The organism is Maribacter spongiicola (assembly GCF_052119685.1).
Taxonomy (GTDB): domain Bacteria; phylum Bacteroidota; class Bacteroidia; order Flavobacteriales; family Flavobacteriaceae; genus Maribacter; species Maribacter spongiicola_A.
The window spans coordinates 643,713-657,325 of record NZ_JBGQOO010000001.1; the positions used below are offsets into that span (position 1 = coordinate 643,713).

Genomic DNA, 13,613 nt, shown 5'->3' on the forward strand with positions numbered 1-13,613 from the left:
AAGTTAATGAAATAAAAAACGCTTCAAATAAATTTGAAGCGTTTGAAAATGTAATATTCTACTTAACTAACTATTGTAGATTATTGAAAGCATCACCTTCATAGGTAGTATAATTTACCTTTAAAGCGTTTACTTTTCTTAACTCTTGTTTAATATCGGATATCAATCCCATATTAGCGTTCTTATCAACCTTAAGCGCTGTGGTCAGTACATTTTGAATTTCTTGAGGCTTTTTAGCTCTTTCCATTAAAATATAATCACCGACTTCTGACGGACTAGCGAATTTATCGTTCAATTGAATCTTTGGTTCTGTACCAAAAGTTTTCTCATATTCTTTAGTTGGCTTACCAACATAAATATAGATCACACGATCCTTCTTTTCCAATTTCTTTACTTCACTAGCGTTCGGCAGTACGTTTTCAACTTTCAAGGAACTATCTTTCATAACGGTTACCGTCATAAAGAAAAACAAAAGCATAAATACAATGTCAGGAAGGGAAGCTGTTGATACCGCTGGTACCTCTCCATCTTTTTTCTTTGCAAATTTTGACATAGTGTTACTTTTAATTTATTAATTATTCACTTGAAGTTTCAGCCTCAGATAATTTCTGTGGAAACAAACCTTGTATTCTGGTTACCTTATCTTTCAACTCCTCTTTAACAGAATCTTCAGTTTCAGGATTCAAATACTCGGCTTCCATCGCAACATAATCTTTACCGTATAATCTTTTAGCCTCTCTATTTCTAAGATCGTTATAAGCCCCTACCAATTCGTTTTGAACTGTAATGTAAGTACTATACTTAGTTTCACGATCATTTTTCAAAGAGATAATTGCCTTAGTCGGATTATCAGAAGAATCAGCGTTACGCTTTCCTTTACAATAACTGCAATAATCTGGGCTACCTGAAGCCGCTCCTCCATTATCTAAAAAGGCCATTGCTTTTTCACGCAAGTCGTTAATTGAAAGAATTTCATTTTCAACTAATAACTGACCGTTACGGTTAATATTTACCGTAAAAATGTTCTTTTCTTTAATGATTGGTGGCGCTTCAGTTGGTGGCTCCATTGGTGGAAGCATACGATCCAATCCTGCATCAGTTTCAATAGTAGTTGTTACCAAGAAAAAGATAAGTAAAAGGAAAGCTATGTCCGCCATTGAACCCGCACTAACCTCTGGTGCTCCTGCTCTTCTAGCCATAGTTTTTTATTTTATTATTTACTAAACATATTTTTAACAGCTGGCACTACTAAAGATAATACAGCGATTATTGTAAGGATAAAAAATACATTCAATCCCATACCAATATTCTTTACTGTACTTTCATTTGTCATAGAAGCGAATTCTGGAGCAACGTCCGTTCCGCTTGATAGAACATAAGAAATACCAACTACCAATAAAAGACCACCAATAACAAACAAAGTCTTTTTCAAACCTTGAGGATTAGAGAATAAGTTTTTTAAGGTAAAGACTAAACTTACTATAACGGCAACCGCTAAAAGGAAGTAAGTTATGATAAACATAAAGTTCATAGCACCACTTTGAGCTGCTTCAGCCGCAGGCATATCCCTTCCAGGAAGCATGAACCAAAGTACTGCACCAAGTAATCCTATTACTACCAATGCTATTTTTACAATTTTTTGCATAATATTTTAGGTATTAAAAGTGTTACTTATTTTTTGTGATCCACCAACATATCGATTAAAGTAATCGAAGAGTCTTCCATATCATTAACAATGCTATCAATTTTAGCGATGATATAGTTATAAAAAATTTGAAGAATAATAGCCGTAATAAGACCAAATACAGTTGTTAATAATGCAACCTGAATATCACCTGCGATAAGAGACGCACTTAAGTTACCAACAGCTGCAATCTTTTGGAAAGCCTGAATCATACCGATTACAGTACCCATGAAACCAAGCATTGGAGCAATAGCTATAAATAAAGACAACCAAGAAACGTTTTTCTCTAATTGACCCATTTGAACACCACCATAAGCAACAACCGCTTTTTCAGCAGATTCTATGCTCTCACCAGCTCTATCTAAACCTTGATAGTAAATAGATGCAACAGGACCTTTTGTATTTCTACAAACTTCTTTTGCAGCTTCAACACCACCAGATGCCAATGCGTCTTCAACTTGTTGTTTCAACTTAGCAGTATTAGTACTTGCCATGTTTAAATAGATAATTCTTTCAATAGCAACTGCAAGACCAAGGATCAAACATAAAAGAACGATGCCCATAAAGCCGGCACCACCAGTAATAAACATTTCTTTTAACATTTGAGTAAAACCTCTCTCTGCTTCTGCAGGTGCGTCTTGAAGTAATAAAGCTACTGCGGCTACTTTAGCGCTTGCCATATTTGTACCTGCTACAAATGCCCCAGCAATTGCTAGGCTTGGGAATAATTTTTTCATTTTTTCGAACTTAAATTAGTTAGTTAATAGGGTTAAAGATAAAAAAAAAACAATATAAAAAAAGTAAAACTTACTTGCAGAGAGGAAGGGATTCGAACCCTCGATACCCTTTTGGGGTATACACACTTTCCAGGCGTGCGCCTTCGACCACTCGGCCACCTCTCTAAGTTACCCTTTTTAAGGGTGGGCAAATAACAAAAAAAATCTTAGTTATCGAAATTAAAATGCTGTTAAATTTATAGCATTTCTCCTCTTAACGAAGTTTCAAAAACTGTTTTAAATAGCTCATGCGACACACCGCTACCGAGCAAGTACATTGCCTTGGTAATGGCAGCCTCAGTTGTAATATCCTTACCATTAATCACTTGCATTTTTTTAAGCCCTGAACTTGTTTCATAGTGTCCCATCATAACGGCACCACCAGAACACTGAGTTACATTAATAATATGTATTCCTTTATTTATGGCATTATTTAATTTCTCTAAAAACCATTCTTCCATCGGCGCATTTCCTGAACCATACGTCTCCAAAACGAGCGCTTTTAAATCGGCTGCATTTAAAATTGCATCAATAATATTTCTGTTAATTCCTGGAAAAATTTTTAAAATTGCCACATTATCATCCATCTTTCGATGAGATTTTAATGTTAATTTTCTTTTTTGAGGCAATAAATACTCCTTAAAAATTGTCAAATGCACCCCAGATTCGATCAAATGAGGATAATTTAAAGAGGCAAAAGCTTGAAAATGCTCTGCGTTTATTTTAGTAGTTCTATTTCCTCGGTACAGTTTATACTCAAAATAAAGCCCGACCTCTTGTACAACCGGCTTCCCTTTTTTATGTAAAGCGGCAATTTGTATTGCAGTTATTAAATTTTCTTTAGCATCTGTTCTTAAATCTCCTATTGGCAATTGCGAACCAGTTAATATGACAGGTTTTGAAAGATTTTCAAGTAAAAAACTTAAAGCTGATGCCGTATAACTCATAGTATCACTACCATGTAATACCACAAAACCATCATAATCACTATATCTTTCAGAAATAATATCGGCAATAGAAACCCAATGTGTTGGGTTCATATTCGAAGAATCAATAGGCTCATCAAACGAAAAACTAGATATCGTACAGTCCAATTGATTTAGTTCTGGTATGTTTTTCAATAATTGCGTAAAATCAAAAGCTTTTAAGGCACCCGAGGTATAATCTTTCATCATACCTATAGTACCACCAGTATATATCAGTAAAATATTTTTCTTTTCTATGCTCAAAACTTCCTATTTAAACTCATTACTATATACCAAAAACTTCTTTCGAGTTCTTTGTCGTTTCTAAAGCGACCTGTTCATTTGAGACCCCATAAATATCTGCCAACTTCTCAAGAATATTAAAAATATAGGCGCTTTCATTTCTTTTACCTCTATAAGGTGTAGGCGCCAAATATGGTGAATCTGTTTCCAACACAATATTTTTTAGGTCGATTTTATTTAAAAAGGTATCGATTTTACCATTTTTAAAAGTAACCACTCCCCCAATGCCTAACTTCAAATTATAGCCTATAGCTTTTTTAGCCTGCTCTAAGGTACCTGTAAAGCAATGAAAAATCCCTTTTAAATCATCTCCTTTTTCCTCTTCCAAGATTTCAAAAACTTCATCGAAAGCATCGCGGCAATGAATAACTATTGGCAATTTATTTTTTTTTGCGAGTTGTATCTGCGTTCTAAAAGCTAATTGCTGCTCATTTAAATACTTCTTCTCCCAATACAAATCAATACCAATCTCACCTATTGCATAATAGGTATGCTTACCCAACATTTCTTCAACGTGCGCCAATTCTTCTCTAAAATTTTCTTTCACATGCGTGGGATGCAAGCCCGTCATTAAATACATATGCCCAGGAAAATCTTTCTCTAAAGTCAACATGCGCTCGGTATAGGTAGAATCGATGGCAGGTATAAAAAATCTTTCTACGCCTAAATCGATTGCTTTTTGAATGGTTTCTTTTCGGTCTTCATCAAAAGCCTCACTATATAAATGGGTATGCGTATCGGTTATTATCATGCCGCAAAAATAGACTTATCTTTGAAAAAAATGAATTATGAGTACCCTCAAAAAGTTTTTGAAGGATAAAGATTACGTACGCATCCCTTTAGTATTGACAGCTACCGACCATTTTGAAATATATGCAGAAATAAATTCAGTACCCGGTAGATTTATATTAGATACTGGCGCCTCTAACACCTGTGTTGGAATAGATCGAATTGACCATTTTAAATTGATATCTGAAGAGTCTTTAATAAAGGCTGCAGGAGCTGGGGCAACGAATATGGAAACCCTTGTGTCGAAAAAAAACAAGATCGGATTAAACTCTTGGAAATATAAAAAACTTGAAATAGTTCTTTTCGACTTAAAACATGTTAACGAAGCACTTACCGCACACAGCGCCGAACCTGTAGATGGTATTATTGGCGCTGACATTTTAAAAAAATCAAAAGCGATTATTGATTACAATAAGAAATGTATTTATCTAAAAAAGAAAAAGCGTTGAGATTACCCAACGCTTTACTTTATATATAAATCTTAAGAAAATTACATCTCTAAAGCTTTCTTAATATTATTATCCATCAACAACTCTTCAGGATTTTCTAAGGCTTCTTTGATTGCTACCAAGAAACCTACAGATTCTTTACCATCAATAATTCTATGGTCATAAGAAACAGCAACATACATTATAGGTGCAATTGCAATAGCTCCGTCACGAGCAATCGGTCTGTCAACTATATTATGCATACCTAAAATTGCACTCTGAGGCGGATTGATAATTGGTGTAGACAACATAGAACCGAATACACCACCATTGGTAATAGTAAAAGTACCACCTGTCATTTCATCAACAGTAATTTCACCTTCACGCGCTCTAATCGCCAATCTTTTCACCTCAGCTTCAACACCTCTAAAGGTTAAGTTTTCAGCATTTCTTATTACAGGAACCATTAATCCTTTTGGCCCAGATACTGCAATACTAATATCACAGAAATCATAAGAAACCATTTCTTTACCGTCAATCATAGAATTAACTGCAGGATACATCTCTAAAGCTCTAACTACCGCCTTTGTAAAGAATGACATAAAACCAAGACCTACACCGTGCTTATTCTTGAAATCATCTTTGTACTTATTTCTAAGTGCGAAAATGGCACTCATATCCACTTCGTTAAAAGTGGTTAACATTGCCGTTTCGTTCTTTGCAGAAACTAATCTTTCAGCAACTTTTCTACGTAACATCGATAATTTTGAGCGAGACTCCCCACGATTACCACCGGTTGGTGACCCCATTGAAGGTACAGCACTTACCGCATCTTCTTTGGTAATTCTACCATCGCGACCAGAACCTGAAACAGCATTACTATCAATACCTTTTTCATCTAATATTTTCTTTGCAGCTGGCGAAGGTACACCAGATGCATACGATTCTTTAGCTTTTGCGGGTTGTGGTGCTTTTTCAGCAACAACTTCCTTTTTAACGCTTGCAACTTCTTTTTTAACAGCAGCTGGCGCATCATCAGATCCACCTGGTTTAGCTGCACTAGTATCAATTAAACACACTACAGCACCTACCGCAACGGCATCGCCTACTTCTGCTTTTAATGTTATAATACCACTAGCTTCTGCAGGTAGCTCTAAAGTAGCTTTATCTGAATCTACTTCGGCAATTGCCTGATCTTTTTCTACATAATCCCCATCTTCAACTAACCATTCCGCTATTTCCACCTCTGTGATAGACTCTCCCGGCGATGGGACCTTCATTTCTAGAATCATTCTTTCTATAATTTGATATGTTATTTATTTTTTTGGTTTTGACATGTTGTCTTTTGTTTTATCAAAGACGTAATCGATAACTTGTTGGTGACGTGCTTTAGAACGAACAGAGCTACCAGCTGCTGGTGCCGCATAAAAACGTCTAGATGCAACCCTGAATTTCTGAATTTCACTAAAATGCATTAACATATGACTCCAAGCACCCATATTTCTAGGCTCTTCTTGTGCCCATACAATATCATCTGCGTTTTTATATTTCGTCATTGCCGCCTTCATTTTCTCTTCAGGCACCGGAAATAATTGTTCTACCCTAACAAGGGCAACATCATCTCTTTTTTGCTCTTCTTGAACAGCTAAAAGGTCATAATAGAATTTACCTGTACAGAATACTAAACTTTTAACTTTTTTAGGGTCTGCAATTTCATCATCTATAACTTCTTGGAAACCTCCATTGGTTAAATCTGATATTTTAGAAACAGCCTTGGGGTGCCTTAATAAACTCTTCGGTGTAAAAATGATTAATGGCTTTCTAAAATTCGCCTTCATTTGTCTACGAAGAATATGAAACATCTGAGCAGGTGTAGTTACATCTGCTATGTACATATTATCTTTTGCACATAATTGTAAGTAACGCTCCATTCTAGCAGAAGAGTGCTCGGCACCTTGACCTTCATAACCATGTGGCAATAACATTACCAATCCGTTTTGAAGCTTCCATTTATCTTCGGCAGCCGAAATATATTGGTCGATCATAATTTGTGCTCCATTACTGAAATCGCCAAATTGTGCCTCCCATATAGTTAAGGTATTAGGGCTCGCCATAGCGTAACCATAATCGAAACCAACAACACCATATTCTGATAAAAGTGAGTTATAGATTTGGAATTTAGCTTGCTGTTCAGATAACTGATTCAACAAAATAACCTCTTCTTCACTTTCTTCAACTTTCATTACTGCATGACGGTGAGAGAAAGTACCACGTTCCACATCTTGTCCAGACATACGAACCGCAAAACCTTCTTCCAATAATGTACCATATGCTAAAAGCTCTCCCATTGCCCAGTCAAGGTTATCAGCTTCAAAATACATATTGTAGCGATCATTAACCAGTTTCTCAACTTTGCGTAAAAACTTTTTACCCTTAGGCAACGCAGTTATTACTTTGGCAATTTTATCTAATTTGGCTTTAGCGAATGTGGTATTTACAGGCTCCATCATTTCCCACTCACGAACATTGTCAAAACCTTTCCATTCATCTGCCATGAACGGGGTAATTACAGTTTTATCTTCTTTTCGTGAATCTTCTAATTTCTCTTCAAGCGAATCTTTATACTGTTTCTCTAGTAGCGCAACATACGTGTCATCAATAACACCTTCTTTGATCAACCTTTCAGCATAAATATCTCTTGGGTTCTTGTGTTTGGCGATAGCCTTATATAATTTAGGCTGGGTAAATCTTGGCTCATCACCTTCATTATGCCCATATTTTCTATAACCTAACAAGTCAATAAATACATCGCTAGAAAAACGCATTCTATATTCTAACGCAAAAAGAGATGCGTGCACTACTGCCTCGGCATCATCTGCATTTACATGTAAAACCGGACTCAACGTCACCTTGGCAACATCGGTACAATAGGTAGATGTTCTTGCATCTAAATAGTTTGTAGTAAAGCCTATTTGGTTGTTTACCACAATATGTATGGTACCGCCAGTTTTATAACCATCAAGACCTGCCATTTGAACAAGTTCATATACCAAACCTTGACCAGCAATAGCTGCATCGCCATGTACTACTATAGGCAATACTTTTGAAAAATCATCTTGATAATGAGCATCTTGCTTTGCTCTTGCAATACCTTCAACCACTGCACCAACGGTCTCTAAGTGTGAAGGATTAGGAGCAATATTCATTTTAATCTTATTACCGTTATCAGACTTTCTATCTGACGTCCAACCTAAGTGATATTTAACGTCACCGTCAAAAATCTCTTGCTCGTAGTCTTTACCGTCGAACTCGCTAAATATGTCTTTTGCAGATTTACCGAATATATTGGTAAGTACATTTAATCTACCACGGTGTGCCATACCCATAACAAATTGCTTAACGCCCATTTCAGCTGCGCGTTCTACAATTACATCTAGAGCCGGAATCAACGATTCATTACCTTCTAATGAAAACCTTTTTTGACCTACATATTTAGTATGTAGAAAAGATTCAAAAGAGATCGCATGATTTAGCTTCTTAAGAATATGTTTTTTACGGTCGGCATCATAGTTCGGGTGATTATCGTTGACATTGATCCAATCTTGAATCCATTTAACACGTTCTGGCTTTCGAATAAACATATATTCTACACCAATAGCATCGCAATAGATACTTTGTAAATGTCTAACAATCTCTTTAAGGGAACTTGGACCTATACCAATTATATCACCGGCATTAAATACTGTTTCAAGATCAGACGTTAAAAGTCCAAAATTTTCAATTTCTAATGAAGGTTCATAATGTCTTCGCTCACGTACCGGATTTGTTTTCGTAAATAAGTGTCCTCGGCTTCTATAACCATCAATTAAACGAATTACCTGAAACTCTTTCTGTAGAGATTCTGGCATTTCACTTTTATTGCCGTTTACTAAAACTGTAGTTCGATTCTCATCAATTTCAAGTTCATCTAATGAACTCTCCATACCAAAGTCAAATCCTTGAAAAAAGGCTCTCCAACTTGGCTCTACACTATCCGGATTCACTAAATACTTATCGTATAACTCTGAAAAAAAAGAGGTATGAGCGGTATTTAAAAAGGAATATTTATCCATGAATTACTTTCTGTATCTTTAGAATAAATTTCTAACAAAAATACAACATTTACAATATCTAACGATAGAATGCCATGTATTATTGAAAAAAATGAAACTTTAAAACAAAATTATCATATGAGCTTAAAAAAACTAATTTTAACAGGGCTAGCAACACTTACTGTTACTCTTTCATTCGCTCAATCTTCAAATAATGCTTCTGATTTTTGGAATAACGTAAGATTTGGCGGAAGTATTGGCTTAGGGTTCACAAATAATGGTTTCAATGGCTCCATTTCGCCAAGCGCTATCTATCAATTTAATGAGAAATTTGCTACAGGCGCAAGTTTAAGTTTGAATTATGCAAAATTTGCTGACGATAAATTCTTAGCATACGGCGGTAGTGTACTTTCCCTTTTCAACCCCATACCACAAATTCAATTATCAGCCGAATTTGAACAACTTAGAATTAATAGAACTCTCGCCACCCAAACTATTAATATAGAAGACAATTATTGGCTGCCAGCATTTTTTATAGGGGCGGGTTATAGCACTAGAAATGTAACCGTTGGTCTACGGTACGACCTTTTGTATAATGACAACAAAAGTATTTATGGCAATTCAATAATGCCATTTGTACGTGTCTATTTCTAAATTTTACTACCTTTCTCTATACCAAACCAACCAGCATGAGTAAATTAAAAAATAGATTTCTTTCATTAGATGTCTTTAGAGGGATGGATGTCGCTCTAATGATTATTGTGAACTCCCCCGGAAATGGAGATACTAGTTTTGGAATTTTAAAACATGCCGTTTGGAACGGATTCACACTAACTGATTTAGTTTTCCCAACATTTTTATTTGTTGTCGGTAATGCCATGAGTTTTAGTATGAAAAAATACGAAAGCGAAGGCAGTGGGGTATTTTTAAAAAAAGTCTTTAAACGTTTTTCGATTATTTTCCTATTAGGATTTTTAATGTACTGGTTTCCGTTTTTTGAAGATGGCGGACTTAAGCCGATTGCCGAAACTAGAATTTTCGGAGTATTACAGCGCATTGCCCTGTGTTACTTGTTTGCATCAATTTTTCTTCATTATTTTAAAACCAAATCTGTTCTAATTTTTAGCGCTTTAGCTTTAGTAGCTTATCATATTATACTAGTAGTATTCGGCGACTTAACCTTGACAGGCAATGCAGTATTAAAACTTGATAAATTTCTTATCGGTGCAGATCATATGTATCATGGTAATGGCGGCATAGCTTTTGACCCTGAAGGATTACTAAGCACATTACCTTCGATTGTAAATGTAATCGCAGGCTATTTTACAGGTAAATTTATTCAAAAGAATGGGCAAAATTTTGAGACTATTGCTAAACTTATTATGGCAGCCGGTATTTTGATAATTGCCGGTTTTGCTTGGGATATAATATTCCCATTCAACAAAAAACTTTGGTCTAGCTCATTTGTACTGTTGACTAGCGGTATTGACATTTTTGTAATAGCTGTTTTAATCTATCTCTTAGATATGTCTAAACCCGGCAAATGGACCTACTTCTTCGAAGTATTTGGCAGAAACACACTATTCATCTACTTATTATCAGAGTTATTCATTATCAGTTTAGCAGAGCTATCTATGAAAGGCACAAACGCTTATAATTGGATAGCAGATAAGATATTCATTGCTTCAGCAGGCGATTATTTTGGCTCACTGCTATTTGCCTTGTGGATCATGTTCACCTGCTGGCTTGTTGGTTATATTATGGATAGAAAAGGAATTTACGTAAAAGTATAAGTGCTATTGATATCGATTACGATACCATACCTTTTTATACTCTCTTTTCAATATTAATAATGTGACCTGGTCAGCCACATCAACAGTATCGGTGATTTCAATATTCTGAAAATCATTTTCTGGAATATCTATAATATACATTAAATTTAGATAATCAGAAAAATGCTCCATCATTAGATAATACACCTTCTCACGAACTAGGGCAATAAAAGCTACATGCCCTAGTGTATCAGGTATTTTCAAAGAAACATTGGCAAGAACAAAATCTTTCTCGACCTGGTGTACCAGTTTATCAAATAGCGAATCACTTTTCACTACTTGCATCAATTGCTCACTATTGTCAACATTCAACTTCATGCAATTGATTTATCCTTAAAAAATAACAACCTATTATTTATACTATTGTTTGTATACTACACCCTCTTTCATTACAAAAACAACATCGGTAAGCGTTTCTACATTATCTAAAGGATTTTCATTTACAGCAACAATATCGGCTATGAAACCTTCTTTTATTTGACCTAATTCCTTTTCACCCAAAAGCATTGCATTCGTAATTGTAGCAGAGCGCAAAGCCTCTATAATTGGCATGCCTGCTTTGTGCATATAAATAAATTCTTTCGCATTATCTCCATGAGGTGACACACCAGAGTCTGTACCAAAAGCGATACTTACGCCTTTTTTATACGCCTTTGCAAAAGTTGCATTTAATTTAGGTCCGATTTCCAAAGCTTTCTTAGCTACAACAGGCGGTAAGTAGTTCGGTATTTTAGCCAACCTAGCCGCTTCTTGACCTGCAGATATCGTAGGCACCATAAACGTTTTATACTTTATCATTAAGTCCATTGTTTCTTCAGACATTAATGTACCGTGCTCAATAGTTTTTATACCTCCTAAAATTGCCCTTTGCATACCTTCATCACCATGTGCATGAGCTGAAGTAAGCATACCGTAATCATTAGCTGTTTCGGTAATCGCTTTTATTTCTTCAATCGTAAATTGAGGGTTCTGACCACTTTTCGCTACACTTAACACACCACCAGTAGCAGTTATCTTAATAACATCAGCACCTTCTTTATAGCGTTGACGAACCGCTTTTCTTCCATCTTCAGGAGAATTAACCACTCCGTCTTTTGGTCCTGGATCACCCATTAACTCATTGCTTCTTCCGTTAGTTGGATCTGCATGACCACCAGTAGTGGCAAGGGCTTTACCAGCGGTAAAAATACGTGGCCCAACTACAGTACCTTTATTAATTGCTTTCTTTAAGGCAATATTTACTCCCGAACCACCTAAATCTCGCACAGTTGTGAAGCCGGCCATTAATGTTCTTTTAGCATAAACTGTCGATTCAAATGCGATATCAGCTTCATTCATAGTAAAAGCCTCTAAATATCTTGACGGACTTGATTCGCTTTCAATATGCACATGCATATCTATAAAACCTGGTAAAACGGTCTTAGATTTTAAATCTACCACCTCATCTTGATCACCGCCGGCCACAAAGCCATTCTTAATTTCTGTAATTTTATTACCTGAAATAATGATCGTTTTCTCTGACATTATCTCACCTGATTCCACATCAACAATTTTACCGCATTGAAGATATGTATTTTGAGCTGTGGCTACTGTAAAAGAAAGAAGCATAAGAAGAAATAATGATTTTTTCATAAGAGGTGGTCTTAAAATTGAATAAGGGGAAATATAGCTATATTTCCCCTTATTCATATCGTTAAACCTGAAAAAATCAGTCACGTATTTTCTGTTCCCAGATCCACGCGTAATTCATGGCTTCTTCTAAAGTATATTCTGCTTTCCAGCCTAACACTTTATTGGCTTTAGTAGTATCGGCATAAGCAGTTGTAATATCACCAGGTCTTCTATCTACTATTTTATAGTTTAATTTTCGTCCAGATACTTTTTCAAAACTATGTATAGCCTCTAGCACAGAGCTACCAGTACCCGTACCAACATTAAACACCTCATAATTAGATTCGTTTTTGCCGCTCAATAAACGCTCTAAAGCTATTACGTGAGCTTTGGCTAAATCTACCACATAAATATAATCTCTAATACAAGTACCATCTGGCGTAGGATAATCATCACCAAAAACAGATAATTGATCTCTGAGTCCGATACCGGTCTGAGTAATAAATGGAACCAAATTCTGAGGTACACCTATTGGCAATTCCCCAATTTCACCACTCGGGTGTGCACCCATAGGGTTAAAATAACGTAATGCAATTGCATTTAAACTAGGCGTTACTTTACAGGTATCTGCAATGATCTCTTCACCCATTTGTTTCGTATTACCATAAGGCGATTCAGCAACTTTAATAGGTGCATCTTCCGTAATAGGCATTTTATCTGCTTGACCATAAACCGTGCAAGAAGAACTAAATATAAAACTAGCCTTGTTCTTTTTACAAAGCTCTTTTAAGATATAAACTAACGTACCAATATTGTTCTCATAATACAGTAATGGTTTTTCAACACTTTCACCAACTGCCTTAGAAGCTGCAAAGTGTATAACACCAGCAACATCTTGATAGCGTTGAAAAAAATCTTCTACCTTATGCTTCTCTTTTAAATCTATTTTCTCGTAAAGCGGCTTCTTACCTGTAATAGCTTTTATGCCTTCAAGTACATTTTCGTCAGAATTAGAGCAATCATCTATAATGATTACTTCGAACCCTTTGTTTTGAAGCTCTACTACAGTGTGAGACCCAATAAAACCTAAACCGCCTGTTACTAATACTTTCATTTATAATGCTGTTTGAACGT

At 35.7% G+C, this 13,613-nt stretch carries 14 protein-coding genes and 1 tRNA gene; 3 read left to right on the plus strand and 12 right to left on the minus strand.

Annotated features, from left to right (window positions below; all coding sequences use genetic code 11):
* Positions 1 to 70: 70 nt before the first annotated feature.
* From ACEN2N_RS02725 to ACEN2N_RS02755, 7 genes are all read right to left on the minus strand, one after another.
* Positions 71 to 553: an ExbD/TolR family protein gene (locus ACEN2N_RS02725; protein WP_133686269.1), complete on the minus strand. Its 483-nt coding sequence runs from the start codon at positions 551 to 553 to the stop codon at positions 71 to 73.
* Positions 554 to 575: 22 nt separating this feature from the next.
* Positions 576 to 1,199: an ExbD/TolR family protein gene (locus ACEN2N_RS02730; protein ID WP_423997659.1), complete on the minus strand. Its 624-nt coding sequence runs from the start codon at positions 1,197 to 1,199 to the stop codon at positions 576 to 578.
* Between the two features lie 14 nt (positions 1,200 to 1,213).
* Positions 1,214 to 1,645, minus strand: a complete 432-nt coding sequence (locus tag ACEN2N_RS02735) for a hypothetical protein (RefSeq protein WP_441822869.1) — start codon at positions 1,643 to 1,645, stop codon at positions 1,214 to 1,216.
* 26 nt (positions 1,646 to 1,671) lie between these two features.
* Positions 1,672 to 2,421 (minus strand): MotA/TolQ/ExbB proton channel family protein, encoded by a 750-nt coding sequence (locus tag ACEN2N_RS02740; protein ID WP_441822870.1) that lies wholly within the window; start codon positions 2,419 to 2,421, stop codon positions 1,672 to 1,674.
* 77 nt (positions 2,422 to 2,498) lie between these two features.
* A tRNA-Ser gene (locus ACEN2N_RS02745) sits at positions 2,499 to 2,586 on the minus strand.
* A gap of 71 nt (positions 2,587 to 2,657) precedes the next feature.
* A complete protein-coding gene (locus ACEN2N_RS02750; RefSeq protein WP_441822871.1) occupies positions 2,658 to 3,689 on the minus strand; it encodes an asparaginase in 1,032 nt (343 codons plus the stop codon).
* Between the two features lie 22 nt (positions 3,690 to 3,711).
* On the minus strand, positions 3,712 to 4,479 hold the full coding sequence (locus tag ACEN2N_RS02755; protein WP_441822872.1) for a TatD family hydrolase: 768 nt from the start codon (positions 4,477 to 4,479) through the stop codon (positions 3,712 to 3,714).
* A 37-nt stretch (positions 4,480 to 4,516) separates the two neighbouring features.
* On the opposite strand from ACEN2N_RS02755, the gene ACEN2N_RS02760 reads away from it, so the two are divergent.
* Positions 4,517 to 4,966, plus strand: coding sequence for a retropepsin-like aspartic protease (locus tag ACEN2N_RS02760; protein ID WP_441822873.1), 450 nt, complete (start codon positions 4,517 to 4,519; stop codon positions 4,964 to 4,966).
* 41 nt (positions 4,967 to 5,007) lie between these two features.
* On the opposite strand, the gene odhB is transcribed toward ACEN2N_RS02760, so the two are convergent.
* The gene (gene odhB, locus ACEN2N_RS02765; RefSeq protein ID WP_441822874.1) at positions 5,008 to 6,237 is read right to left on the minus strand and encodes a 2-oxoglutarate dehydrogenase complex dihydrolipoyllysine-residue succinyltransferase; all 1,230 of its coding nucleotides are present in this window, start codon (positions 6,235 to 6,237) and stop codon (positions 5,008 to 5,010) included.
* A 24-nt stretch (positions 6,238 to 6,261) separates the two neighbouring features.
* Positions 6,262 to 9,057 (minus strand): 2-oxoglutarate dehydrogenase E1 component, encoded by a 2,796-nt coding sequence (locus ACEN2N_RS02770; RefSeq protein WP_441822875.1) that lies wholly within the window; start codon positions 9,055 to 9,057, stop codon positions 6,262 to 6,264.
* A 117-nt stretch (positions 9,058 to 9,174) separates the two neighbouring features.
* On the opposite strand from ACEN2N_RS02770, the gene ACEN2N_RS02775 reads away from it, so the two are divergent.
* Together ACEN2N_RS02775 and ACEN2N_RS02780 are read left to right on the plus strand one after the other, a co-directional pair.
* Positions 9,175 to 9,690 (plus strand): alpha-ketoglutarate decarboxylase, encoded by a 516-nt coding sequence (locus tag ACEN2N_RS02775; RefSeq protein ID WP_441822876.1) that lies wholly within the window; start codon positions 9,175 to 9,177, stop codon positions 9,688 to 9,690.
* Between the two features lie 35 nt (positions 9,691 to 9,725).
* A complete protein-coding gene (locus ACEN2N_RS02780) occupies positions 9,726 to 10,829 on the plus strand; it encodes an acyltransferase family protein (protein WP_441822877.1) in 1,104 nt (367 codons plus the stop codon).
* A 3-nt stretch (positions 10,830 to 10,832) separates the two neighbouring features.
* Here the strand turns inward: ACEN2N_RS02780 and ACEN2N_RS02785 are convergent, their stop codons facing one another.
* The 3 genes from ACEN2N_RS02785 to galE form a co-directional block, all read right to left on the minus strand.
* On the minus strand, positions 10,833 to 11,186 hold the full coding sequence (locus tag ACEN2N_RS02785) for a hypothetical protein (RefSeq protein WP_441822878.1): 354 nt from the start codon (positions 11,184 to 11,186) through the stop codon (positions 10,833 to 10,835).
* A 42-nt stretch (positions 11,187 to 11,228) separates the two neighbouring features.
* The gene (locus tag ACEN2N_RS02790; RefSeq protein ID WP_441822879.1) at positions 11,229 to 12,500 is read right to left on the minus strand and encodes an amidohydrolase family protein; all 1,272 of its coding nucleotides are present in this window, start codon (positions 12,498 to 12,500) and stop codon (positions 11,229 to 11,231) included.
* Between the two features lie 76 nt (positions 12,501 to 12,576).
* Positions 12,577 to 13,593 carry a UDP-glucose 4-epimerase GalE gene (galE, locus tag ACEN2N_RS02795; RefSeq protein ID WP_441822880.1) on the minus strand — a complete coding sequence of 339 codons (1,017 nt, stop codon included), beginning with the start codon at positions 13,591 to 13,593 and terminating at the stop codon, positions 12,577 to 12,579.
* Positions 13,594 to 13,613 lie beyond the last annotated feature (20 nt).